The sequence below is a fragment of the Citrobacter sp. RHBSTW-01044 genome, from assembly GCF_013781945.1.
Lineage (GTDB): Bacteria > Pseudomonadota > Gammaproteobacteria > Enterobacterales > Enterobacteriaceae > Citrobacter > Citrobacter braakii.
Map to the genome: position 1 here is coordinate 2,128,853 of NZ_CP056180.1, position 17,519 is coordinate 2,146,371.

Genomic DNA, 17,519 nt, shown 5'->3' on the forward strand with positions numbered 1-17,519 from the left:
ATGCCGCACATCCCTGCTTATTGCGCTTTAAAGGTGTGTAACCGGCTCGTTGCCTTGGTCAGGCCATCTTTGAATAAAATCTCGGTACAACGTGCCGCTTCGTCAATTGCTTCATCAATTAACTTCTGTTCTGAAACAGGCGGTTTGCCTAAAACAAATCCGACAACTTTGTTTTTATCACCCGGATGACCAATTCCCACGCGTAAACGATGAAAGTTGGGGTTATTGCCCAACTTGCTGATGATGTCTTTCAGGCCATTATGTCCGCCATGACCGCCACCGAGCTTAAATTTTGCCACGCCAGGCGGCAGGTCTAATTCGTCGTGCGCGACCAAAATTTCATCGGGGTTGATACGATAAAAACTGGCCATCGCACCCACGGCCTTGCCGCTGAGATTCATAAATGTGGTCGGTACCAGCAAACGGACATCTTCCCCTTCGAGCGTTACTCTGGAGGTGTAGCCGAAGAATTTCGGCTCATCACGCAGGGGCGCGCGTAATCTCTCTGCCAGTAAATCGACATACCATGCGCCTGCGTTGTGTCGCGTTGCCGCATACTCTGCGCCGGGGTTCGCCAGGCCGACAATCAATTTAATCGTCACGTGTTTTGTCCTGAGTGTTTCCATAAACGACGTGTAGTTTACTGTCTGACGCTGCTCTTGACAAAAAACTGCGTTCTAATCGCCAAAAACTGAATAATTGCACAAATGGACTATTAGAAATTGAGTATGTTCAGTAGCTTATTTGTAAAGTTTTGTTGCGCGAGTGTTTGTAATTGTGATCGCTCCCGCACTTGCGAACGGCAGTGTTGTCTATACTTTACACATAAGGATTAGGGGTATTCCCTGTAGCAACCCAAAGTTCCGGAGGTGACACATGAAACGCAAAAACGCTTCGTTACTCGGTAACGTGCTCATGGCTTTAGGGTTGGTGGTGATGGTGGGGGGGGTTGGTTACTCTATTTTAAACCAATTGCCGCAATTTAATCTGCCACAGTTTTTCGCACATGGTGCCGTGCTCAGTATTTTTGTAGGTGGTGTTCTGTGGTTGGCGGGAGCTAGAGTGGGCGGGCACGAGCAAATCAGTGACCGTTACTGGTGGGTACGCCATTATGACAAACGCTGTCGTCGCGGTGATACCACTCATCGTCATAACTAAATCGTTTCCCGGCAGAGAGGGCTGCGGTTTGAATACAAAGTCCTGGTTGAAAAACCAGGACTCTGCTTGTTCATTATCCTTGCATAGAACGCACTTTTATATTCGCTACGGAATATAAGAAACGTTATTCGAATAACCGATAATGTAACGTTTTAACCGCGCTATCCGCGTCTTCAGCGGGCAACAGGAAACACAGGTTGTCATTTGACGCGCCGTGGCAGATCATTCGCACTGTATGCCCTTCAAGCCAGGCAAAAACGTCTTTGCAAACTCCCGCCGCCTGAGTCAGCCGATTCCCCACCAAAGTGACTAATGCCAGTCCGGTTTCCACTTCCACACGACAGTGGGAGGACAATGCGGTAAACAATGCGCTGGTCAGTATATGATCTTCACCTGAGGTAGCGTGAGTCGCGTCCAGCGCCAGCGCAATACTGTTTTCTGAGGTTGTAACCAAATCCACCGTGACCGCGTGGCGAGCTAAAATGGCGAAGGACTGCGCCAGGAAAGAACCGGACGGTTGTGTCTCCAGACTATGTAATCGCAACAGCGTCTGTTTACGGCGCACGGCAAGCGCACGATAACGAGGTGGGTTGTCGGTGGTGTTATGCACCAGCGTACCACCGGCAGCCGTATCCTTACTTGAGCCAACAAACACCGGAATGCTTTTACGCATTGCCGGAAGCAGCGTAGCCGGGTGGAGGACTTTCGCACCGAAGGCGGCCATATCGCTGGCCTCGGAAAATGAGATGTGGTCAATCCGTTTGGCCCGCGGCGCAATGCGCGGATCGGTGGTGTAGATCCCTGCGACATCGGTCCAGATGTCCACGCGTGCGGCGTGAAGCGCCTCACCGAGAAGCGTCGCCGTGTAATCACTACCACCGCGTCCCAGCGTAGTGGTATGCCCTGCGGCATCCCGGCCGATAAACCCTTGGGTCACCATAATCGCTTGCTCAAGACGAGGGCGCAGGTGAGTCTCCACCAGGTGGTGCAGGGTACTGAGTTCGGGTTCGGCGCAGCCGAAACTCGAGTTGGTACGCATCACGCTGCGGGCGTCAAACCACCCGGCCTCGGCATGCCGTTCACGTAAGACTTCAGTAAACAGTAAAGAGGACATCAGCTCGCCGTGACTGACCAATTCATCGCTTAGCGCATCAGACGGTGAAACGGTCGCCGTTTGTGCAAGATGGCGGATGTTGTTGAGAAGATTATCGATTTCCGTGCTGATAACGGACGGCTGCTTCAGGCGGGAAATAATGTTGTATTGGATGGCGCGTAAGGTCTCAAGCTTATCTAATTGTTGATGCGTTTCCAGACCTTCAGAAAGTTCGACCAGTAAGTTTGTAACGCCTGCTGAAGCAGACAGTACGACTAAACGGACATCTTGATCAGCAAGGACAATGCTGGCGCTTCGGTTCATCGCATCAAAATCAGCGACGCTGGTGCCGCCAAATTTGGCAACGACGGATGGTGGATAAATGCGAGTCATAACAATCTCATATCAGGGCGCCATAAAAGTATGGCTAGAAAATTTTCATTCTCGGCATAAGGGGAAACAGTGTTCGCCTTACGAAATGTCCGCCCGCGAACATTTCTGCTGACAACCCAGGGAATTCCTGTTGTCGAAAACGCGTGTCGCCTGTACGCGTTACCGGGTGCTGCGCATTAATTTTATTTACATAGCCTGCAAATAAGCGCGCCATACTAAGTGATTTATATTTAGGGATCGACTTTTTTATTCGATTTATCGACAAATAAGTGAAAAATCATGTCGTAACAAGAAAACGCGTACATTATTAATGGTAAAAACGTGTAAAAAAATAATAAAAGCATGAAAATTCCATGGTTTTTATAACATCGTATGCGTTGCAATTGGCTACGGTAATTGTTAATTAAATAGATATATTTCTTTAGGATTTCGTAATGAAGGGTGGCTGTTACACTTTGAATTATAAAGAAAAAACACCCGCTAAATGTGTTGAAAAATAAATGATTGAGTCCAGGGCTAAAACAACATATATTAGCCGCGCTTTTTTACAGGTAACCCTTATAACCATTTATTCAATCAGGCGTTAATCTACACCTGGTTGTAGGAGTGATATGATGACGGATAAAGTCCGTATTGATACTTTAAGTGCTAATTCATTACCACAGAGCAATGATATCTTTTTAGCAAGACAGGCTGAGTTTGAATCTAATGTCCGCAGCTATCCACGTAAACTGCCATTAGCGATTGCTAAAGCGCAGGGCGTCTGGATTACTGACGTAGAAAATAATCAATATCTTGATTGCCTGGCAGGTGCCGGAACCCTGGCGCTTGGTCATAATCATCCTGAAGTGCTGCAGAGCATTCAAAGTGTCATCACAAGCGGCTTACCGTTACATACGCTTGACCTTACCACACCGTTAAAAGATGAATTCTCATCGTATTTACTTTCTTTATTACCGGGCCAGGGCAAAGAGTATTGCCTGCAGTTCACCGGGCCGTCCGGTGCCGATGCCGTTGAAGCGGCGCTGAAGCTGGCGAAGAAAGTTACCGGCCGTTCCAGCATCATCAGCTTCTCCGGTGGTTACCACGGGATGACCCACGGCGCGCTGTCCGTGACCGGCAACCTGTCGCCGAAAGAAGCCGTCAGCAACATGATGGCGGAAGTACAGTTTATGCCGTATCCGCATCAGTACCGTTGCCCGCTGGGTATTGGCGGCGACGCTGGCGTCAAAGCATTGACCTACTACTTCGAAAACCTGATCAACGACGTTGAGAGCGGCGTGCGTAAACCGGCTGCCGTGATCCTCGAAGCGGTGCAGGGCGAGGGCGGGGTAAACCCGGCTCCGATCGAGTGGCTGCAGCGTATTCGTAAAGTGACCCAGGAACACGGCATTCTGCTGATTATCGATGAAGTTCAGGCTGGCTTCGCGCGCACGGGTAAACTGTTCGCCTTCGAACACGCCGGTATTGAGCCGGATATCATCGTGATGTCCAAAGCGGTTGGCGGCGGTCTGCCACTGGCGGTACTGGGCATTAAAAAGCAGTTCGATGCGTGGGCCCCGGGCCACCACACTGGCACCTTCCGCGGCAACCAACTGGCGATGGCGACCGGTCTGACAACGCTGAAAATCCTCAAAGACGACAAGATTGCCGATAAAGTTGCTGCCCAGGGCGAGTGGCTGAAAGACAAACTGACTGACCTGCAGAAACGTTACCCGGTTATCGGCCAGGTACGTGGTCTGGGCCTGATGATTGGTCTGGAAATCGTTAAGCCGAACGAAGCGCAGGATCACATGGGCTGCTACCCGGCCGATGGCGAGCTTTCCGCGCTGCTGCAGAAAAAATGTTTCGAAAACGGCCTGATTCTTGAGCGTGGCGGCCGTAACGGTTGCGTACTGCGTCTGCTGCCGTCTCTGTTGATCACCAACGCAGAGCTGGAGATTTTCCTCGATAAATTCGAAAATGCCCTGCTGGGCGCTGGCGTGAAGCCGGTTTAAACGGAGTTGGATCGAATGTCAGACGTAAATCCGATTCTGTCCGGCTCGGCACAAAGCATCGCTGCCTACCAGGACGCTATCGAGCAGAGTACGCAAGCGGTCGTTGAATGGTTGAAGCAGCCTGAGATGTATCAGGGCAAAACCGTTGAGCAACTGCGCGAACGTATCAACCTGAATTTTACGTCTCAGGGCCTGGGCAACCAGGCCGCTATTGAGCGTGCGGTTGAATACTTTCTGAAAGACAGCTTGTTGGTTCACCATGCGCAGTGCGTGGCGCACCTGCACTGCCCGAGCCTGGTGATTAGCCAGGCGGCAGAAGTGTTGATCAACGCCACCAACCAGAGTATGGACTCCTGGGATCAGAGCCCGTCGGCGACCATCATTGAGATCAAACTGATCGAATGGTTGCGTGAGCAGGTGGGCTATGCGGCAGGCGACGCGGGCGTGTTCACCAGCGGCGGCACCCAGAGCAACCTGATGGGCCTGATGCTGGCGCGCGACGCCTTCTTTGCCCGCCAGGGGCATTCCATTCAGCAGAATGGTCTGACCGGCGACCTGAGCAAAATCAAAGTATTTTGCTCTGAAAGCGCGCACTTCTCTGTGCAGAAGAACATGGCGCTGATGGGGCTGGGTTACCGTTCCGTCACCCAGGTGAAGACTGATGCGTTCTCACGCATGGATCTGGCTGACCTGAAAGACAAGCTGGCCCAGGCGAAAGCCAACGGCGAACAGGTGATGGCGATTGTCGCCACTGCGGGTACTACCGATGCGGGTGCGATCGACCCGTTAGCGGACATTGCGGCGCTGGCGGCAGAACACCAGATCTGGATGCATGTGGATGCAGCATGGGGCGGGGCGTTACTGCTTTCTGAGCAGTATCGTCACTTCCTGAACGGCCTTGAACTGGCGGATTCTGTGACGCTGGACTTCCACAAACAGTTCTTCCAGACCATCAGCTGCGGCGCGTTCCTGCTGAAAGACGCGCGTCATTACGAGCTGATGCGTTACCAGGCGGCGTACCTGAACTCTGATTTTGATGAAGAGGCGGGCGTACCGAATCTGGTGTCGAAATCGCTGCAGACCACGCGCCGTTTTGACGCGCTGAAGCTGTGGATGGGTCTCGAAGCGCTGGGCAAAAAGCAGTATGCCGAAATCATTGATAACGGCGTAACGCTGGCGCGTGATGTGGCTGCGTTTGTGAAAACTCAGCCACACCTGGAACTGGTGATGGAGCCGCAGCTGGCAAGCGTGCTGTTCCGTTTCCGTCCGCACAGTGACGACATGGCGTTCGTTGCGCTGTTGAACCAGCGTATTGGCGACGTTCTGCTGGCTTCTGGTAGCGCCAATGTTGGCGTGACCGAAGCGGATGGCGTAACCTGCCTGAAGCTGACGCTGCTGAACCCCACGGTGTGTCTGGAGGATGTCAAAGTCCTGCTGGCAAGCGTGAAAGCGACAGCTGAGCAACTGCTGAACGCGTAAGCAATAAGCTGATTATAAAAATGGCTCCCACACACGGGAGCCATTTTTTTGCCTGTCATTTGTAGTCCGGCGGCGCTTCGCCTGGCTGGGCTACACGTCAGCTGATATCTGCCAGTGCGGCGTCTTTATTCGGGAAGAACGTCAGGCGTCCGGCAATCGGCTGAATGCCCGCGCGCGCCATGGTACGTAACGGCTGGAATTCCAGATTACTGATCCGCAGTTCACACCCTTCCGGGAGGCGTTTTACAAAACGCTGGAAAGCGTCCAGACCACCGGCATCCAGTACCGGGACCGCGTCCCACTTCAAGACCACAATACGTTTACCTGCAATACGCGATTCGAGATCGGTAAATAATCCCTCCGCAGCGGCAAAGAAAAGTGGGCCAATAACGCGCAGCACCAGCACATCGTCAGGTACGTCTACGTTGACCGGCGCCAGACGCGTCATGCGCGCGATACGACGCATAAACAGCAGGGAGGCGAGAACGATACCGACGCTGATGGCGATCACCATGTCGAATAGCACCGTCAGCGACATACACATAAGCATGACAATGATGTCGTCTTTTGGCGCATGACGCAGCAGATCCACCACTTTATGCGCTTCACTCATGTTCCATGCCACCATCAGCAGCAGGGCGGCCATGGCGGAAAGCGGTAACCAGGAAAGCAGCGGCGCAAGCACCAGCAGGGCAAGGATCACCAGAATCGCGTGGATGACCGCTGAAATTGGTGAGGTCGCCCCGGCGCGGACGTTTGCCGCAGAACGGGCAATTGCCGCCGTGGCGGTGATACCACCGAAGAACGGTGCCACGATGTTACCCAGGCCCTGGCCAATCAGCTCACTGTTGGCTTTATGCTTGGTGCCGGTCATCCCATCGAGCACGACGGCGCACAGTAGAGATTCAATCGCCCCGAGCATCGCCATGGAGAAGGCGGCCGGTAACAGCGCCTGTAACGAACTCCAGCTCAGGGTAAAGTTTGACTCCGGCATGTCCCACGGTAATACCAGTTGCGGCAGCAACTGCGGGATGCCGTTACCCTGCGAGCCGTCAGCCAGAATGTAGTGGAACTGAGAACCGATGGTGGCGACATGGCCGCCGGTCAGGTTCACAATCCCCATTACCGCACAGCCTGCCAGCAGCGCAGGAAGGTGGCCCGGCAGTCGGATCCCCAGACGCGGCCAGAAAATCAGGATCCCCAGCGTCACCACGCCAATTGCGGCATCGCCAACGTTGAGGGTTGGCAGGGCCATAAACAGCGCGCCGACCTTTTGCAGGTAGTGCTCCGGGACATGGGCCATTTGCAGACCGAGAAAATCTTTAATCTGCATGGTACCGATGGTGATACCAATACCCGATGTAAAACCTAACGTAACGGATACCGGGATATATTCGATCAGGCGACCAAAACGGGCGAGGCCGAAAAGGATCAGGAATATCCCGGACATTAGCGTTGCGACCAGCAGGCCTGCCAGCCCAAACTGTTGCGAAACCGGATACAGAATCACCACGAAAGCGGCAGTTGGTCCAGATACGCTAAAACGTGAGCCACCGGTAAGGGCGATAACAATCCCAGCAACGGCTGAGGTATACAAGCCGTACTGCGGCGCCACGCCACTGCCTATTGCCAGGGCCATCGCCAGCGGAATGGCAATGATCCCAACGGTTATTCCGGCGATCAAGTCGCGGGTAAAGCGAGAAGCGGTATATTTTTCTTTCCAACAAGCGTCGATGAGGGCGCGGAAAGGCATCACATGTGAGGAAAATAATCTGTTCACAATAATGTTTCATCCATGAGCGCATCATCTGTCAACTAAATGGCAGGTGAAGGAGGCATAAGTCATACAAATAGATGTTGCAGATAAAAAAACCCGCCGCAGCGGGTTTTTGAGCCGGGCTCGATTAATGCTCGAACATAGCAGAGATGGATTCTTCGTTGCTGATACGACGAATCGCTTCGGCCAGCATACCCGACAGGGTCAATGTACGCACGTTTGGCAGTGCTTTGATTTCGTCAGTCAGTGGAATAGTGTCACAGACAACGACTTCATCAATCACTGAATTGCGCAGGTTGTTTGCCGCATTACCTGAGAAGATCGGGTGGGTAGCGTAAGCAAATACGCGTTTTGCACCACGTTCTTTCAGTGCTTCTGCTGCTTTACACAGCGTACCGCCGGTATCGATCATATCATCAACCAGCACGCAGTCACGACCTGCAACGTCACCAATAATATGCATCACCTGAGAAACGTTCGCGCGCGGGCGTCGTTTGTCGATGATAGCCATGTCGGTATCGTTCAGCAGTTTAGCGATAGCGCGGGCACGCACGACGCCACCGATGTCCGGAGAAACCACAATCGGGTTGTCCAGATTCAGCTGCAGCATGTCTTCTAACAGGATCGGGCTACCGAATACGTTATCAACCGGTACGTCAAAGAAGCCCTGGATCTGTTCAGCATGCAGGTCAACGGTGAGGACGCGGTCAACGCCAACGCTGGACAGGAAATCAGCGACGACTTTAGCAGTAATCGGTACACGAGCGGAACGTACGCGACGATCCTGACGTGCATAGCCGAAGTAAGGAATAACGGCGGTGATACGGCCTGCGGAAGCACGGCGCAGCGCATCAACCATAACGACCAATTCCATCAGGTTGTCGTTAGTAGGGGCACAAGTGGACTGGATGATGAAAATATCACCACCGCGTACATTTTCATTAATTTGTACGCTGACTTCGCCGTCGCTAAAGCGACCTACAGCGGCGTCGCCGAGTGAAGTGTACAGGCGGTTGGCAATACGTTGTGCTAGTTCCGGGGTGGCGTTACCAGCAAAAAGCTTCATATCAGGCACGAGAAGAACCTCAGGCATGCGTCCATTGGTGGAAAGAATCTGCCGAAAACTGTGCGGGCCAGGCAGTATCCTCTCCATGCGGTGTATTAAAGAGCGCGATGCAACGTCTGGAACAGGGTGACGTTGTCACCGCAACTCAGCTTGCCCGGCTTACTCGTCATCTTTCACGTTTCATGTGTGCTGGCATATTTCGCCATCTTCCTGAAACCCGAATGATTTAGAGTAACGCTCTGTGCAATGGGGAGAGGTTGACACCTTTCGCCACAAAGCCTTTGAGCCATTCCGGGGCTTGCTCAAGCACCTGGCGAGCACGAGACTCAGTGTCAAATTCAGCAAAGACACAAGCCCCTGTACCAGTCAGGCGCGACGGCGCGTATTCTAACAGCCAGGAAAGCGCCGCATCAACCTCGCGAAAACGTTTTCTTGCGATAACCTCGCAATCATTGCTGAATTCACATTTTAGTAACGTTTTTATTGACCTTTTTGGCGTGTTGCGCGGGAGGTCGGGATCTTTAAAAATCACCGGCGTCGGAATACTGACTCCCGGGTGTGCGACCAGATACCATTTTTCCTCTGGCTCGACCGGGGTCAGAATTTCACCTACGCCTTCAGCAAAGGCCGCATGGCCGCGCACGAATACGGGAACGTCCGCCCCCAGCGTTAAGCCGAGTCCTGCCAGTTCATCAACCGAAAGTCCGCACTGCCAAAGGTGATTCAGCGCCACCAGGACGGTAGCCGCATTCGACGAACCTCCGCCAAGACCGCCGCCCATCGGTAGGCGTTTTTCGATACTGATATCGGCGCCGCTCCCTTTGGGAAGGCGATCGCTTTCAGACGCCGCCTTCATCAGCAAGCGCGCCGCACGGACAATGAGATTGTCTTCATGTGCAACGCCTTCCACCGGCGTTAACAGGCGGATTTCGCCGTCGCCACGCAGCGCAATACCTATCGTGTCGCCATAATCAAGAAACTGGAATAGCGTCTGCAAGGTGTGATAACCGTCCGCACGCTGCCCGGTGATGTATAAAAACAGATTCAGTTTTGCCGGAGAGGGCCAGTGGGTCATCATTTCACAATCCAGTTATCCATTTTCAGCTTAATACGCTGATCGCCGTCGGACAGTTCCATGTTTGCCGGCATCGCAGGCTTAATTTTGCTGTCGTAGGCGCTATAGACCACTTTCCAGTTTTTACCGTCTTTGCTGTAGTTCACTTCACTCAGACGATACTGATCGTCGAGTTTGTAATCGCTGGCGTCTCCCGGCAGGCCAAGGATCCACTGGCGCAGGCTATTCAATGGAATAGGCATGCCGGTCAGCTTACCAATCATCTCTTCGGCGTCGTCAGCGGTGTAGTGCTTGCCTTTGTTATCGACAAGTTCGACGTTGCCCGGCTGGGCATTGAGTTCCAGTTCAGTGCTGCCCAGGGGATTGGTCAGCAGGAGACGGTAGCGATCCTGTCCGGTTTGTTGCCAGAAAAAGCGGGCATAGACTTTCTGTTGATCGGAAATATACGCAAATGCACCGCGCGTCTGATATTGGTTCAGGGCGCGTACTTCCTGCTGGTGCTGGCGCCACTGTGGAGAGTCAGGGCTTTTGCCGGGACCTTTCGGCGCATTGAGCGTACAGGCGGTAAGAGCCAGGGCCGCGAGCGGCAGCAGGCGAATCAGGCGAAAATCAGGCAGGGTCATAATGATGACAAATCCTTGAGATACGTTGCAGTTATAACTCTTAATGCTAGCGCCGCCATCATACATCGTCTACGTTCAAGTTATCTTAAATCGCTCAAATTTGTGCACTAAGCTATTACTCCAAAAGGGGGCAGTCTCTTTTATTGACCGCACGCATCCTGTATGATGCACCCAGTCTAACCTTATCAACGCTGGTACTATTCCCGCACACATGACCCTTTTAGCGCTTGGTATTAACCATAAAACGGCACCTGTATCGCTGCGAGAACGCGTAACGTTTTCGCCGGATACGCTCGATCAGGCGCTGGACAGCCTGCTTGCGCAGCCAATGGTGCAGGGCGGGGTGGTGCTGTCGACGTGTAACCGTACGGAACTGTATCTCAGCGTTGAAGAGCAGGATAACCTGCAAGAAGCGCTGGTTCGCTGGCTGTGCGATTACCATAATCTTAATGAAGAAGACTTGCGCAATAGCCTGTACTGGCACCAGGACAACGACGCCGTCAGTCATTTGATGCGTGTTGCCAGCGGTCTGGATTCGCTGGTGCTTGGTGAACCGCAGATTCTGGGGCAGGTGAAAAAAGCTTTTGCGGATTCGCAAAAAGGTCACCTGAACGCCAGTGCGCTGGAGCGCATGTTCCAGAAATCATTCTCTGTCGCTAAACGTGTACGTACAGAAACAGACATCGGTGCCAGCGCCGTGTCCGTGGCTTTTGCCGCCTGTACGCTGGCGCGGCAAATATTTGAATCGCTCTCCACGGTGACCGTGCTGTTAGTGGGCGCAGGCGAAACCATTGAGCTGGTGGCGCGACACCTGCGTGAGCATCAAGTGAAGAAGATGATCATCGCCAACCGTACCCGCGAGCGGGCGCAAGTGCTGGCGGATGAAGTCGGCGCCGAAGTGATTTCGCTGAGTGATATCGACGCGCGTTTACAGGATGCCGATATTATTATCAGTTCTACCGCCAGCCCGCTGCCGATTATCGGCAAAGGAATGGTGGAGCGCGCGCTTAAAAATCGCCGTAATCAACCTATGCTGCTGGTGGATATCGCCGTACCGCGCGATGTCGAGCCGGAAGTGGGTAAGTTGTCCAACGCCTATCTGTACAGCGTTGACGACCTGCAAAGCATCATTTCGCATAACCTGGCCCAGCGCAAAGCGGCGGCCGTGGAAGCCGAAACCATTGTGGCGCAGGAAACCAGCGAATTTATGGCCTGGCTACGCGCTCAGGGCGCAAGTGAAACTATCCGCGAGTATCGCAGTCAGTCAGAACAGATCCGTGATGAACTGACAGCCAAAGCGTTGGCCGCTCTTCAGCAGGGTGGTGATGCGCAAGCCATTATGCAGGATCTGGCCTGGAAACTGACCAACCGCTTGATCCATGCACCAACCAAATCACTTCAACAGGCCGCCCGTGACGGGGATAGTGAACGCCTGAATATTCTGCGCGACAGCCTCGGGCTGGAGTAGCAGCACACCAATCTTATTTTTTACAGGGTGCATTTACGCCTATGAAGCCTTCTATCGTTGCCAAACTGGAAGCCCTGCATGAACGCCATGAAGAAGTTCAGGCGCTGCTCGGGGATGCGGGTACTATCGCAGACCAGGAACGCTTTCGTGCACTGTCGCGCGAATATGCGCAATTAAGCGATGTATCTCGCTGTTTTACGGACTGGCAACAGGTTCAGGAAGATATCGAGACGGCTCAGATGATGCTCGACGATCCTGAAATGCGTGAAATGGCGCAGGATGAACTGCGTGAAGCAAAAGATAAATGCGAGCAGCTGGAGCAACATCTGCAGGTTCTGCTGTTGCCTAAAGATCCTGATGACGAACGTAACGCCTTCCTCGAAGTGCGTGCGGGAACCGGTGGTGATGAGGCCGCGCTGTTTGCCGGCGATCTATTCCGCATGTACAGCCGTTACGCTGAATCGCGTCGCTGGCGGGTAGAGATCATGAGCGCCAGCGAAGGCGAACATGGCGGGTTTAAAGAAGTCATTGCCAAAATTAGCGGCGAAGGCGTGTACGGTCGACTGAAATTTGAGTCCGGTGGGCATCGTGTGCAGCGCGTACCTGCGACGGAGTCACAGGGCCGTATTCACACTTCTGCCTGTACGGTCGCGGTCATGCCGGAACTACCAGATGCCGAACTGCCGGACATCAACCCGGCCGATCTGCGTATTGATACCTTCCGCTCATCAGGCGCAGGGGGTCAGCACGTTAACACCACCGACTCCGCAATCCGTATTACCCACTTGCCGACCGGTATCGTAGTGGAATGCCAGGACGAACGTTCGCAGCATAAAAACAAAGCGAAAGCGATGTCGGTGCTGGGGGCGCGAATTCGTGCCGCCGAAGTGGCAAGACGTCAACAGGCCGAAGCCTCTGAACGTCGCAATCTGTTGGGCAGCGGCGATCGCAGCGATCGCAACCGTACCTATAACTTCCCGCAGGGTCGCGTGACCGATCACCGCATTAACCTGACGCTCTACCGTCTGGATGAAGCGATGGAAGGCAAACTGGATATGCTCATTGAGCCAATTGTCCAGGAATACCAGGCCGACCAACTGGCGGCGTTGTCCGAGCAGGATTAATGGATTATCAGCACTGGCTGCGTGAAGCGATAAGCCAATTACAGGCAAGTGAAAGCCCGCGCCGTGACGCCGAGATTTTGCTCGAGTTTGTTACCGGTAAAGGACGCACCTTTATTTTGGCTTTTGGTGAAACGGTATTAACCGAGGCGCAGCGTCAACAGCTCGACACATTACTGGAGCGCCGTCAGCGGGGTGAGCCGGTGGCGCATTTAACCGGCGTGCGGGAGTTCTGGTCACTGCCGCTGTTTGTGTCTCCGGCTACGCTTATTCCTCGTCCGGATACTGAGTGTCTGGTGGAACAGGCGCTGGCTCGCCTGCCGGCCTCAGCATGCCGCATTCTCGATTTGGGAACTGGCACGGGCGCCATTGCGCTGGCGCTGGCAACCGAACGTCCGGATTGCGCAGTAACGGCGGTTGACCGCATGCCGGATGCCGTTGCGCTGGCCACTCGCAACAAACAGCATCTGGGCATCGACAATGTTTGCGTGCTGCAAAGCAACTGGTTCAGCGCTTTGCAGGGACAACAGTTTGACATGATTGTCAGCAATCCGCCGTATATCGACGAACAGGATCCGCACCTGGCGCAAGGCGATGTACGCTTTGAACCTCTGTCGGCACTGGTGGCGGGCGATCGGGGACTGGCGGATATCGTGCATATCATTGACCAGTCTCAGCGCGTGTTAACGCCTGGCGGCTATCTGTTGCTGGAACATGGCTGGCAGCAGGGGCAGGCCGTCCGGGACGTCTTTACTCGTACGGGTTACCAGGCGGTTGAAACCTGCCGTGATTATGGCGGCAATGAGCGAATTACGCTTGGACGCATCCCAACATGAGTACCTTCAGTGTGTTACTCAACATTCATCTCATCAGTATTGCGCTTTCCGTTGGTTTGCTGACGCTGCGTTTTTGGTGGCGTTACACCGACTCGCGTCTTGCCTGCGCACGCTGGACGCGCATTGTGCCACCGGTTGTGGATACCGTTTTATTACTCAGCGGCGTGGCGCTAATGGTTAAAGCGCACATCCTGCCATTCACTGAGCACGGGACATGGCTGACTGAAAAGCTGTTTGGGGTTATCATTTACATCGTTTTGGGTTTTATTGCGCTCGATTATCGTCGGGCGCGCAGTCAGCAGGCGCGATTAGTCGCATTTCCGCTGGCGCTGGTGGTGCTGTACATCATCATTAAACTCGCCACCACAAAAATACCGTTACTGGGGTAAGCATGAGGTCGTTAGCTGATTTCGAATTTAATAAAGCGCCATTGTGTGATGGGATGATCCTGGCGTCGGAGTCTATCCGTCTGGATTTTCCAACACAAACTGTCTATGACGAACTGGAACGTCTGGTCAGTCTGGCGCAAGAAGAAATTAGCCAGCTCCTGTCTCAGGATGAGCAACTGGAAAAACTGCTGGCACTTTTTTACGGCGAATGGGGATTTACGGATACCCACGGCGTCTATCGTCTTTCTGATGCACTCTGGCTTGACCAGGTACTGAAAAATCGGCAGGGCAGCGCCGTGTCTCTGGGGGCGATCTTATTGTGGATTGCCAACAGACTGGAGCTGCCGCTGGTACCGGTGATTTTCCCGACGCAACTGATCCTTCGTATTGAGTCGCTCGATGGTGAAATGTGGCTAATCAATCCATTCAATGGCGAAACGTTAAATGAGCACACGCTGGAAGTGTGGTTGAAGGGGAACATCAGCCCGGTCGCGGAGCTGTTTAACGAAGACCTGGATGAAGCGGATAACGCAGAAGTGATCCGCAAACTGCTCGACACGCTGAAATCATCACTGATGGAAGAGCGGCAAATGGAGCTGGCGCTGCGTGCCAGTGAAGCACTATTGCAGTTTAATCCTGAAGATCCGTATGAAATTCGCGATCGTGGTTTAATATACGCGCAACTCGAGTGCGAACATGTTGCGCTGACAGATTTAAGTTATTTCGTTGAACAGTGTCCGGAAGACCCGATCAGCGAAATGATTCGTGCGCAGATTAATACTATTTCGCACAAACAAATTGTATTGCATTGATTAATGACACTTTACCTACCGTTTAAGGCGATCCTATGAAACAAAAAGTGGTTAGCATTGGCGACATCAACGTGGCAAATGACCTGCCGTTCGTGCTGTTTGGCGGAATGAACGTGCTGGAATCCCGCGATCTGGCGATGCGCATTTGTGAGCACTACGTAACCGTTACTCAAAAGCTGGGTATCCCTTACGTGTTCAAAGCCTCCTTTGATAAAGCCAACCGTTCTTCGATCCACTCTTACCGTGGACCGGGCCTTGAAGAAGGGATGAAAATCTTCCAGGAACTGAAGCAGACTTTTGGCGTAAAAGTGATCACCGACGTTCACGAAGCCAGCCAGGCACAGCCTGTTGCTGATGTGGTGGATGTGATTCAGCTTCCGGCATTCCTCGCTCGTCAGACCGATCTGGTGGAAGCGATGGCGAAAACCGGTGCCGTTATCAACGTGAAGAAACCGCAGTTTGTAAGCCCGGGCCAGATGGGCAATATCGTGGATAAATTCCATGAAGGCGGCAACGATAAGGTTATTCTGTGTGACCGTGGTGCGAACTTTGGTTATGACAATCTGGTTGTGGACATGCTGGGCTTCAGCGTGATGAAGAAAGTCTCCGACAACTCACCGGTGATTTTTGACGTTACCCATGCGCTGCAGTGCCGCGATCCGTTTGGCGCAGCAAGCGGCGGTCGTCGTGCGCAGGTTACCGAACTGGCGCGTGCCGGTATGGCGGTTGGTCTGGCAGGTCTGTTTATTGAAGCGCATCCGGATCCAGCCAATGCGAAATGCGATGGCCCATCCGCGTTGCCGCTGGCGAAGCTGGAACAGTTCCTGACGCAGATTAAAGCGATTGATGACCTGGTGAAAAGCTTCGACGAGTTGGATACCGAGAACTAAGAGAGTGTGACAGGCCGGAATTTCCCTCCGGCCTGCTATTTGAAAAGGGTGTCAAGGTCGTCGTCAGGCACCAGACGCGCCATCAATTGTGTTATATCGGTAGAAAAGAAAACGGCCCTGAAGCGGACCGTGGGGTACGTCTAAAATAATAATCAGGCAAATATTGTCATCAGATAGGCGATAAACAGTGCCAGATGCGCTGCACCGTTAAGCACATTGGTGCGTCCGGTGGAGAAAGAGATCTGACACAGAACCAGTGATGAAACCATCACAATCATCTCTGGCGCACCCAGCGCAAACATCAAATCATTCCCGGTTGCCCATGCAATCAGCGTCACCACCGGTACGGTCAGCGAAATTGTGGCTAATACCGAACCGAAGAATAAATTCATTGCTCGCTGTACCTGATTGCTCAGAACCGCTTTCAGTGCGCCCAGTCCTTCAGGCGAGAGGATCAGTAACGCCACCAGGAAACCCGTAAATGCGACCGGCGCATTCAGTTCAGTCAGCAAGGTCTCAAGCGGGCTGGCGTTCATCTTGGTCACGGCGATAACAGCGATCAGATGAATGATAAGCCAGGCGGCGTGCCACAGATTGCTGTGCGCTGACGGCTTACCGTGATGCGGGTCGTCGTCGTCACCCTCGTCTTCATGCTCGTAAATGAACAGACTTTGGTGCGTTTTAGTTTGAATCAGCAAAAATACGCCGTACATCGCCGCAGAAATTAACGCCACCAACAGCGCCTGCGCGGTAGTGAAATTTGCCCCCGGCAACGCCATCGGGAATACCAGTACAATAATGGCCAGTGGGAACAGGGCGATTAAATACTGCTTAATACCAAATAGGTTCATATACTGAGTGGCAAATTTACGGCCACCTAATAGTAATGAAAAACCGACCAGACCCCCGGTTACGATCATAATGATTGAATACAGCGTATCGCGCATGAGCGTAGGTGCGGCATCGCCGGTTGCCATTAATGCGGAGATTAAGCTGACTTCAAGAATAACAACGGACAAACTGAGGATCAGCGACCCGTAGGGTTCGCCAAGTCGATGCGCTAATACGTCCGCATGACGGACAACGCTGAATGCGCTGCTTAATATACCAATAAGGGCCAGCGCATTAATACCGATGACCACTGGTAGTGACTGACTGCTCCCCCAGAAGAACAGTACTACCAGCGCCAAAATCGGGAAGACGAGAGAGGTCTCCTTGTGGCGGGTTTTTACCGCCTCATGTGCTTGTGTCATTGCATTAATTCTCCATCTCTGCAGGTATTTATAATTATAAAAAGTATTAAAGAATGTAAAAAATAACAGAAAACGTGGTTTTGTAGGTG

At 53.0% G+C, this 17,519-nt stretch carries 16 protein-coding genes; 9 read left to right on the forward strand and 7 right to left on the reverse strand.

The window, feature by feature from the left end; genetic code table 11:
* Positions 1 to 17: 17 nt before the first annotated feature.
* Entirely contained in the window at positions 18 to 602 is a 585-nt protein-coding gene (gene pth / locus HV352_RS10295) for an aminoacyl-tRNA hydrolase (RefSeq protein WP_016153302.1), read from the reverse strand.
* Positions 603 to 876: 274 nt separating this feature from the next.
* Between pth and ychH the strand changes: the two genes are divergently transcribed.
* Positions 877 to 1,158 carry a stress-induced protein YchH gene (gene ychH / locus HV352_RS10300; protein ID WP_016153301.1) on the forward strand — a complete coding sequence of 94 codons (282 nt, stop codon included), beginning with the start codon at positions 877 to 879 and terminating at the stop codon, positions 1,156 to 1,158.
* A 124-nt stretch (positions 1,159 to 1,282) separates the two neighbouring features.
* On the opposite strand, the gene lysC is transcribed toward ychH, so the two are convergent.
* The gene (gene lysC, locus HV352_RS10305; protein WP_016156744.1) at positions 1,283 to 2,644 is read right to left on the reverse strand and encodes a lysine-sensitive aspartokinase 3; all 1,362 of its coding nucleotides are present in this window, start codon (positions 2,642 to 2,644) and stop codon (positions 1,283 to 1,285) included.
* A 611-nt stretch (positions 2,645 to 3,255) separates the two neighbouring features.
* Here lysC and HV352_RS10310 point away from each other — a divergent pair.
* Together HV352_RS10310 and HV352_RS10315 are read left to right on the forward strand one after the other, a co-directional pair.
* Entirely contained in the window at positions 3,256 to 4,641 is a 1,386-nt protein-coding gene (locus tag HV352_RS10310) for a diaminobutyrate--2-oxoglutarate transaminase (RefSeq protein WP_181635404.1), read from the forward strand.
* A gap of 15 nt (positions 4,642 to 4,656) precedes the next feature.
* The gene (locus tag HV352_RS10315) at positions 4,657 to 6,120 is read left to right on the forward strand and encodes an aspartate aminotransferase family protein (protein ID WP_016156743.1); all 1,464 of its coding nucleotides are present in this window, start codon (positions 4,657 to 4,659) and stop codon (positions 6,118 to 6,120) included.
* Positions 6,121 to 6,217: 97 nt separating this feature from the next.
* Here HV352_RS10315 and dauA read toward each other — a convergent pair whose 3' ends face one another.
* The 4 genes from dauA to lolB all read right to left on the reverse strand — a co-directional run bounded on the left by dauA (position 6,218) and on the right by lolB (position 10,661).
* Positions 6,218 to 7,873, reverse strand: a complete 1,656-nt coding sequence (gene dauA / locus HV352_RS10320; RefSeq protein WP_016153297.1) for a C4-dicarboxylic acid transporter DauA — start codon at positions 7,871 to 7,873, stop codon at positions 6,218 to 6,220.
* Positions 7,874 to 8,024: 151 nt separating this feature from the next.
* A complete protein-coding gene (gene prs, locus HV352_RS10325) occupies positions 8,025 to 8,972 on the reverse strand; it encodes a ribose-phosphate diphosphokinase (RefSeq protein WP_001518537.1) in 948 nt (315 codons plus the stop codon).
* A gap of 217 nt (positions 8,973 to 9,189) precedes the next feature.
* Positions 9,190 to 10,041, reverse strand: coding sequence for a 4-(cytidine 5'-diphospho)-2-C-methyl-D-erythritol kinase (gene ispE / locus HV352_RS10330; protein WP_016153296.1), 852 nt, complete (start codon positions 10,039 to 10,041; stop codon positions 9,190 to 9,192).
* Entirely contained in the window at positions 10,038 to 10,661 is a 624-nt protein-coding gene (lolB, locus tag HV352_RS10335) for a lipoprotein insertase outer membrane protein LolB (protein ID WP_047358971.1), read from the reverse strand. Before lolB ends, ispE begins: the two co-directional genes overlap by 4 nt.
* Before the next feature lie 211 nt (positions 10,662 to 10,872).
* Here lolB and hemA point away from each other — a divergent pair, with 211 nt between their 5' ends.
* From hemA to kdsA, 6 genes are read left to right on the forward strand one after another with little or no spacing between them, the layout of a single operon-like run.
* Positions 10,873 to 12,129 (forward strand): glutamyl-tRNA reductase, encoded by a 1,257-nt coding sequence (gene hemA / locus HV352_RS10340; RefSeq protein ID WP_016153294.1) that lies wholly within the window; start codon positions 10,873 to 10,875, stop codon positions 12,127 to 12,129.
* A 41-nt stretch (positions 12,130 to 12,170) separates the two neighbouring features.
* Complete coding sequence (gene prfA / locus HV352_RS10345) at positions 12,171 to 13,253, forward strand: peptide chain release factor 1 (RefSeq protein WP_016153293.1); 1,083 nt, start codon at positions 12,171 to 12,173, stop codon at positions 13,251 to 13,253.
* Complete coding sequence (gene prmC, locus HV352_RS10350; protein WP_181635405.1) at positions 13,253 to 14,086, forward strand: peptide chain release factor N(5)-glutamine methyltransferase; 834 nt, start codon at positions 13,253 to 13,255, stop codon at positions 14,084 to 14,086. The genes prfA and prmC overlap by 1 nt, the downstream gene beginning before the upstream one ends.
* Entirely contained in the window at positions 14,083 to 14,475 is a 393-nt protein-coding gene (gene sirB2 / locus HV352_RS10355) for an invasion regulator SirB2 (RefSeq protein ID WP_016153291.1), read from the forward strand. Before prmC ends, sirB2 begins: the two co-directional genes overlap by 4 nt.
* A 2-nt stretch (positions 14,476 to 14,477) precedes the next feature.
* Positions 14,478 to 15,287: an invasion regulator SirB1 gene (gene sirB1, locus HV352_RS10360; protein WP_003020775.1), complete on the forward strand. Its 810-nt coding sequence runs from the start codon at positions 14,478 to 14,480 to the stop codon at positions 15,285 to 15,287.
* 35 nt (positions 15,288 to 15,322) lie between these two features.
* Positions 15,323 to 16,177: a 3-deoxy-8-phosphooctulonate synthase gene (gene kdsA, locus HV352_RS10365; RefSeq protein WP_181635406.1), complete on the forward strand. Its 855-nt coding sequence runs from the start codon at positions 15,323 to 15,325 to the stop codon at positions 16,175 to 16,177.
* A 152-nt stretch (positions 16,178 to 16,329) separates the two neighbouring features.
* Here kdsA and chaA read toward each other — a convergent pair whose 3' ends face one another.
* Entirely contained in the window at positions 16,330 to 17,430 is a 1,101-nt protein-coding gene (gene chaA, locus HV352_RS10370) for a sodium-potassium/proton antiporter ChaA (protein ID WP_016153289.1), read from the reverse strand.
* Between the last annotated feature and the right edge of the window lie 89 nt (positions 17,431 to 17,519).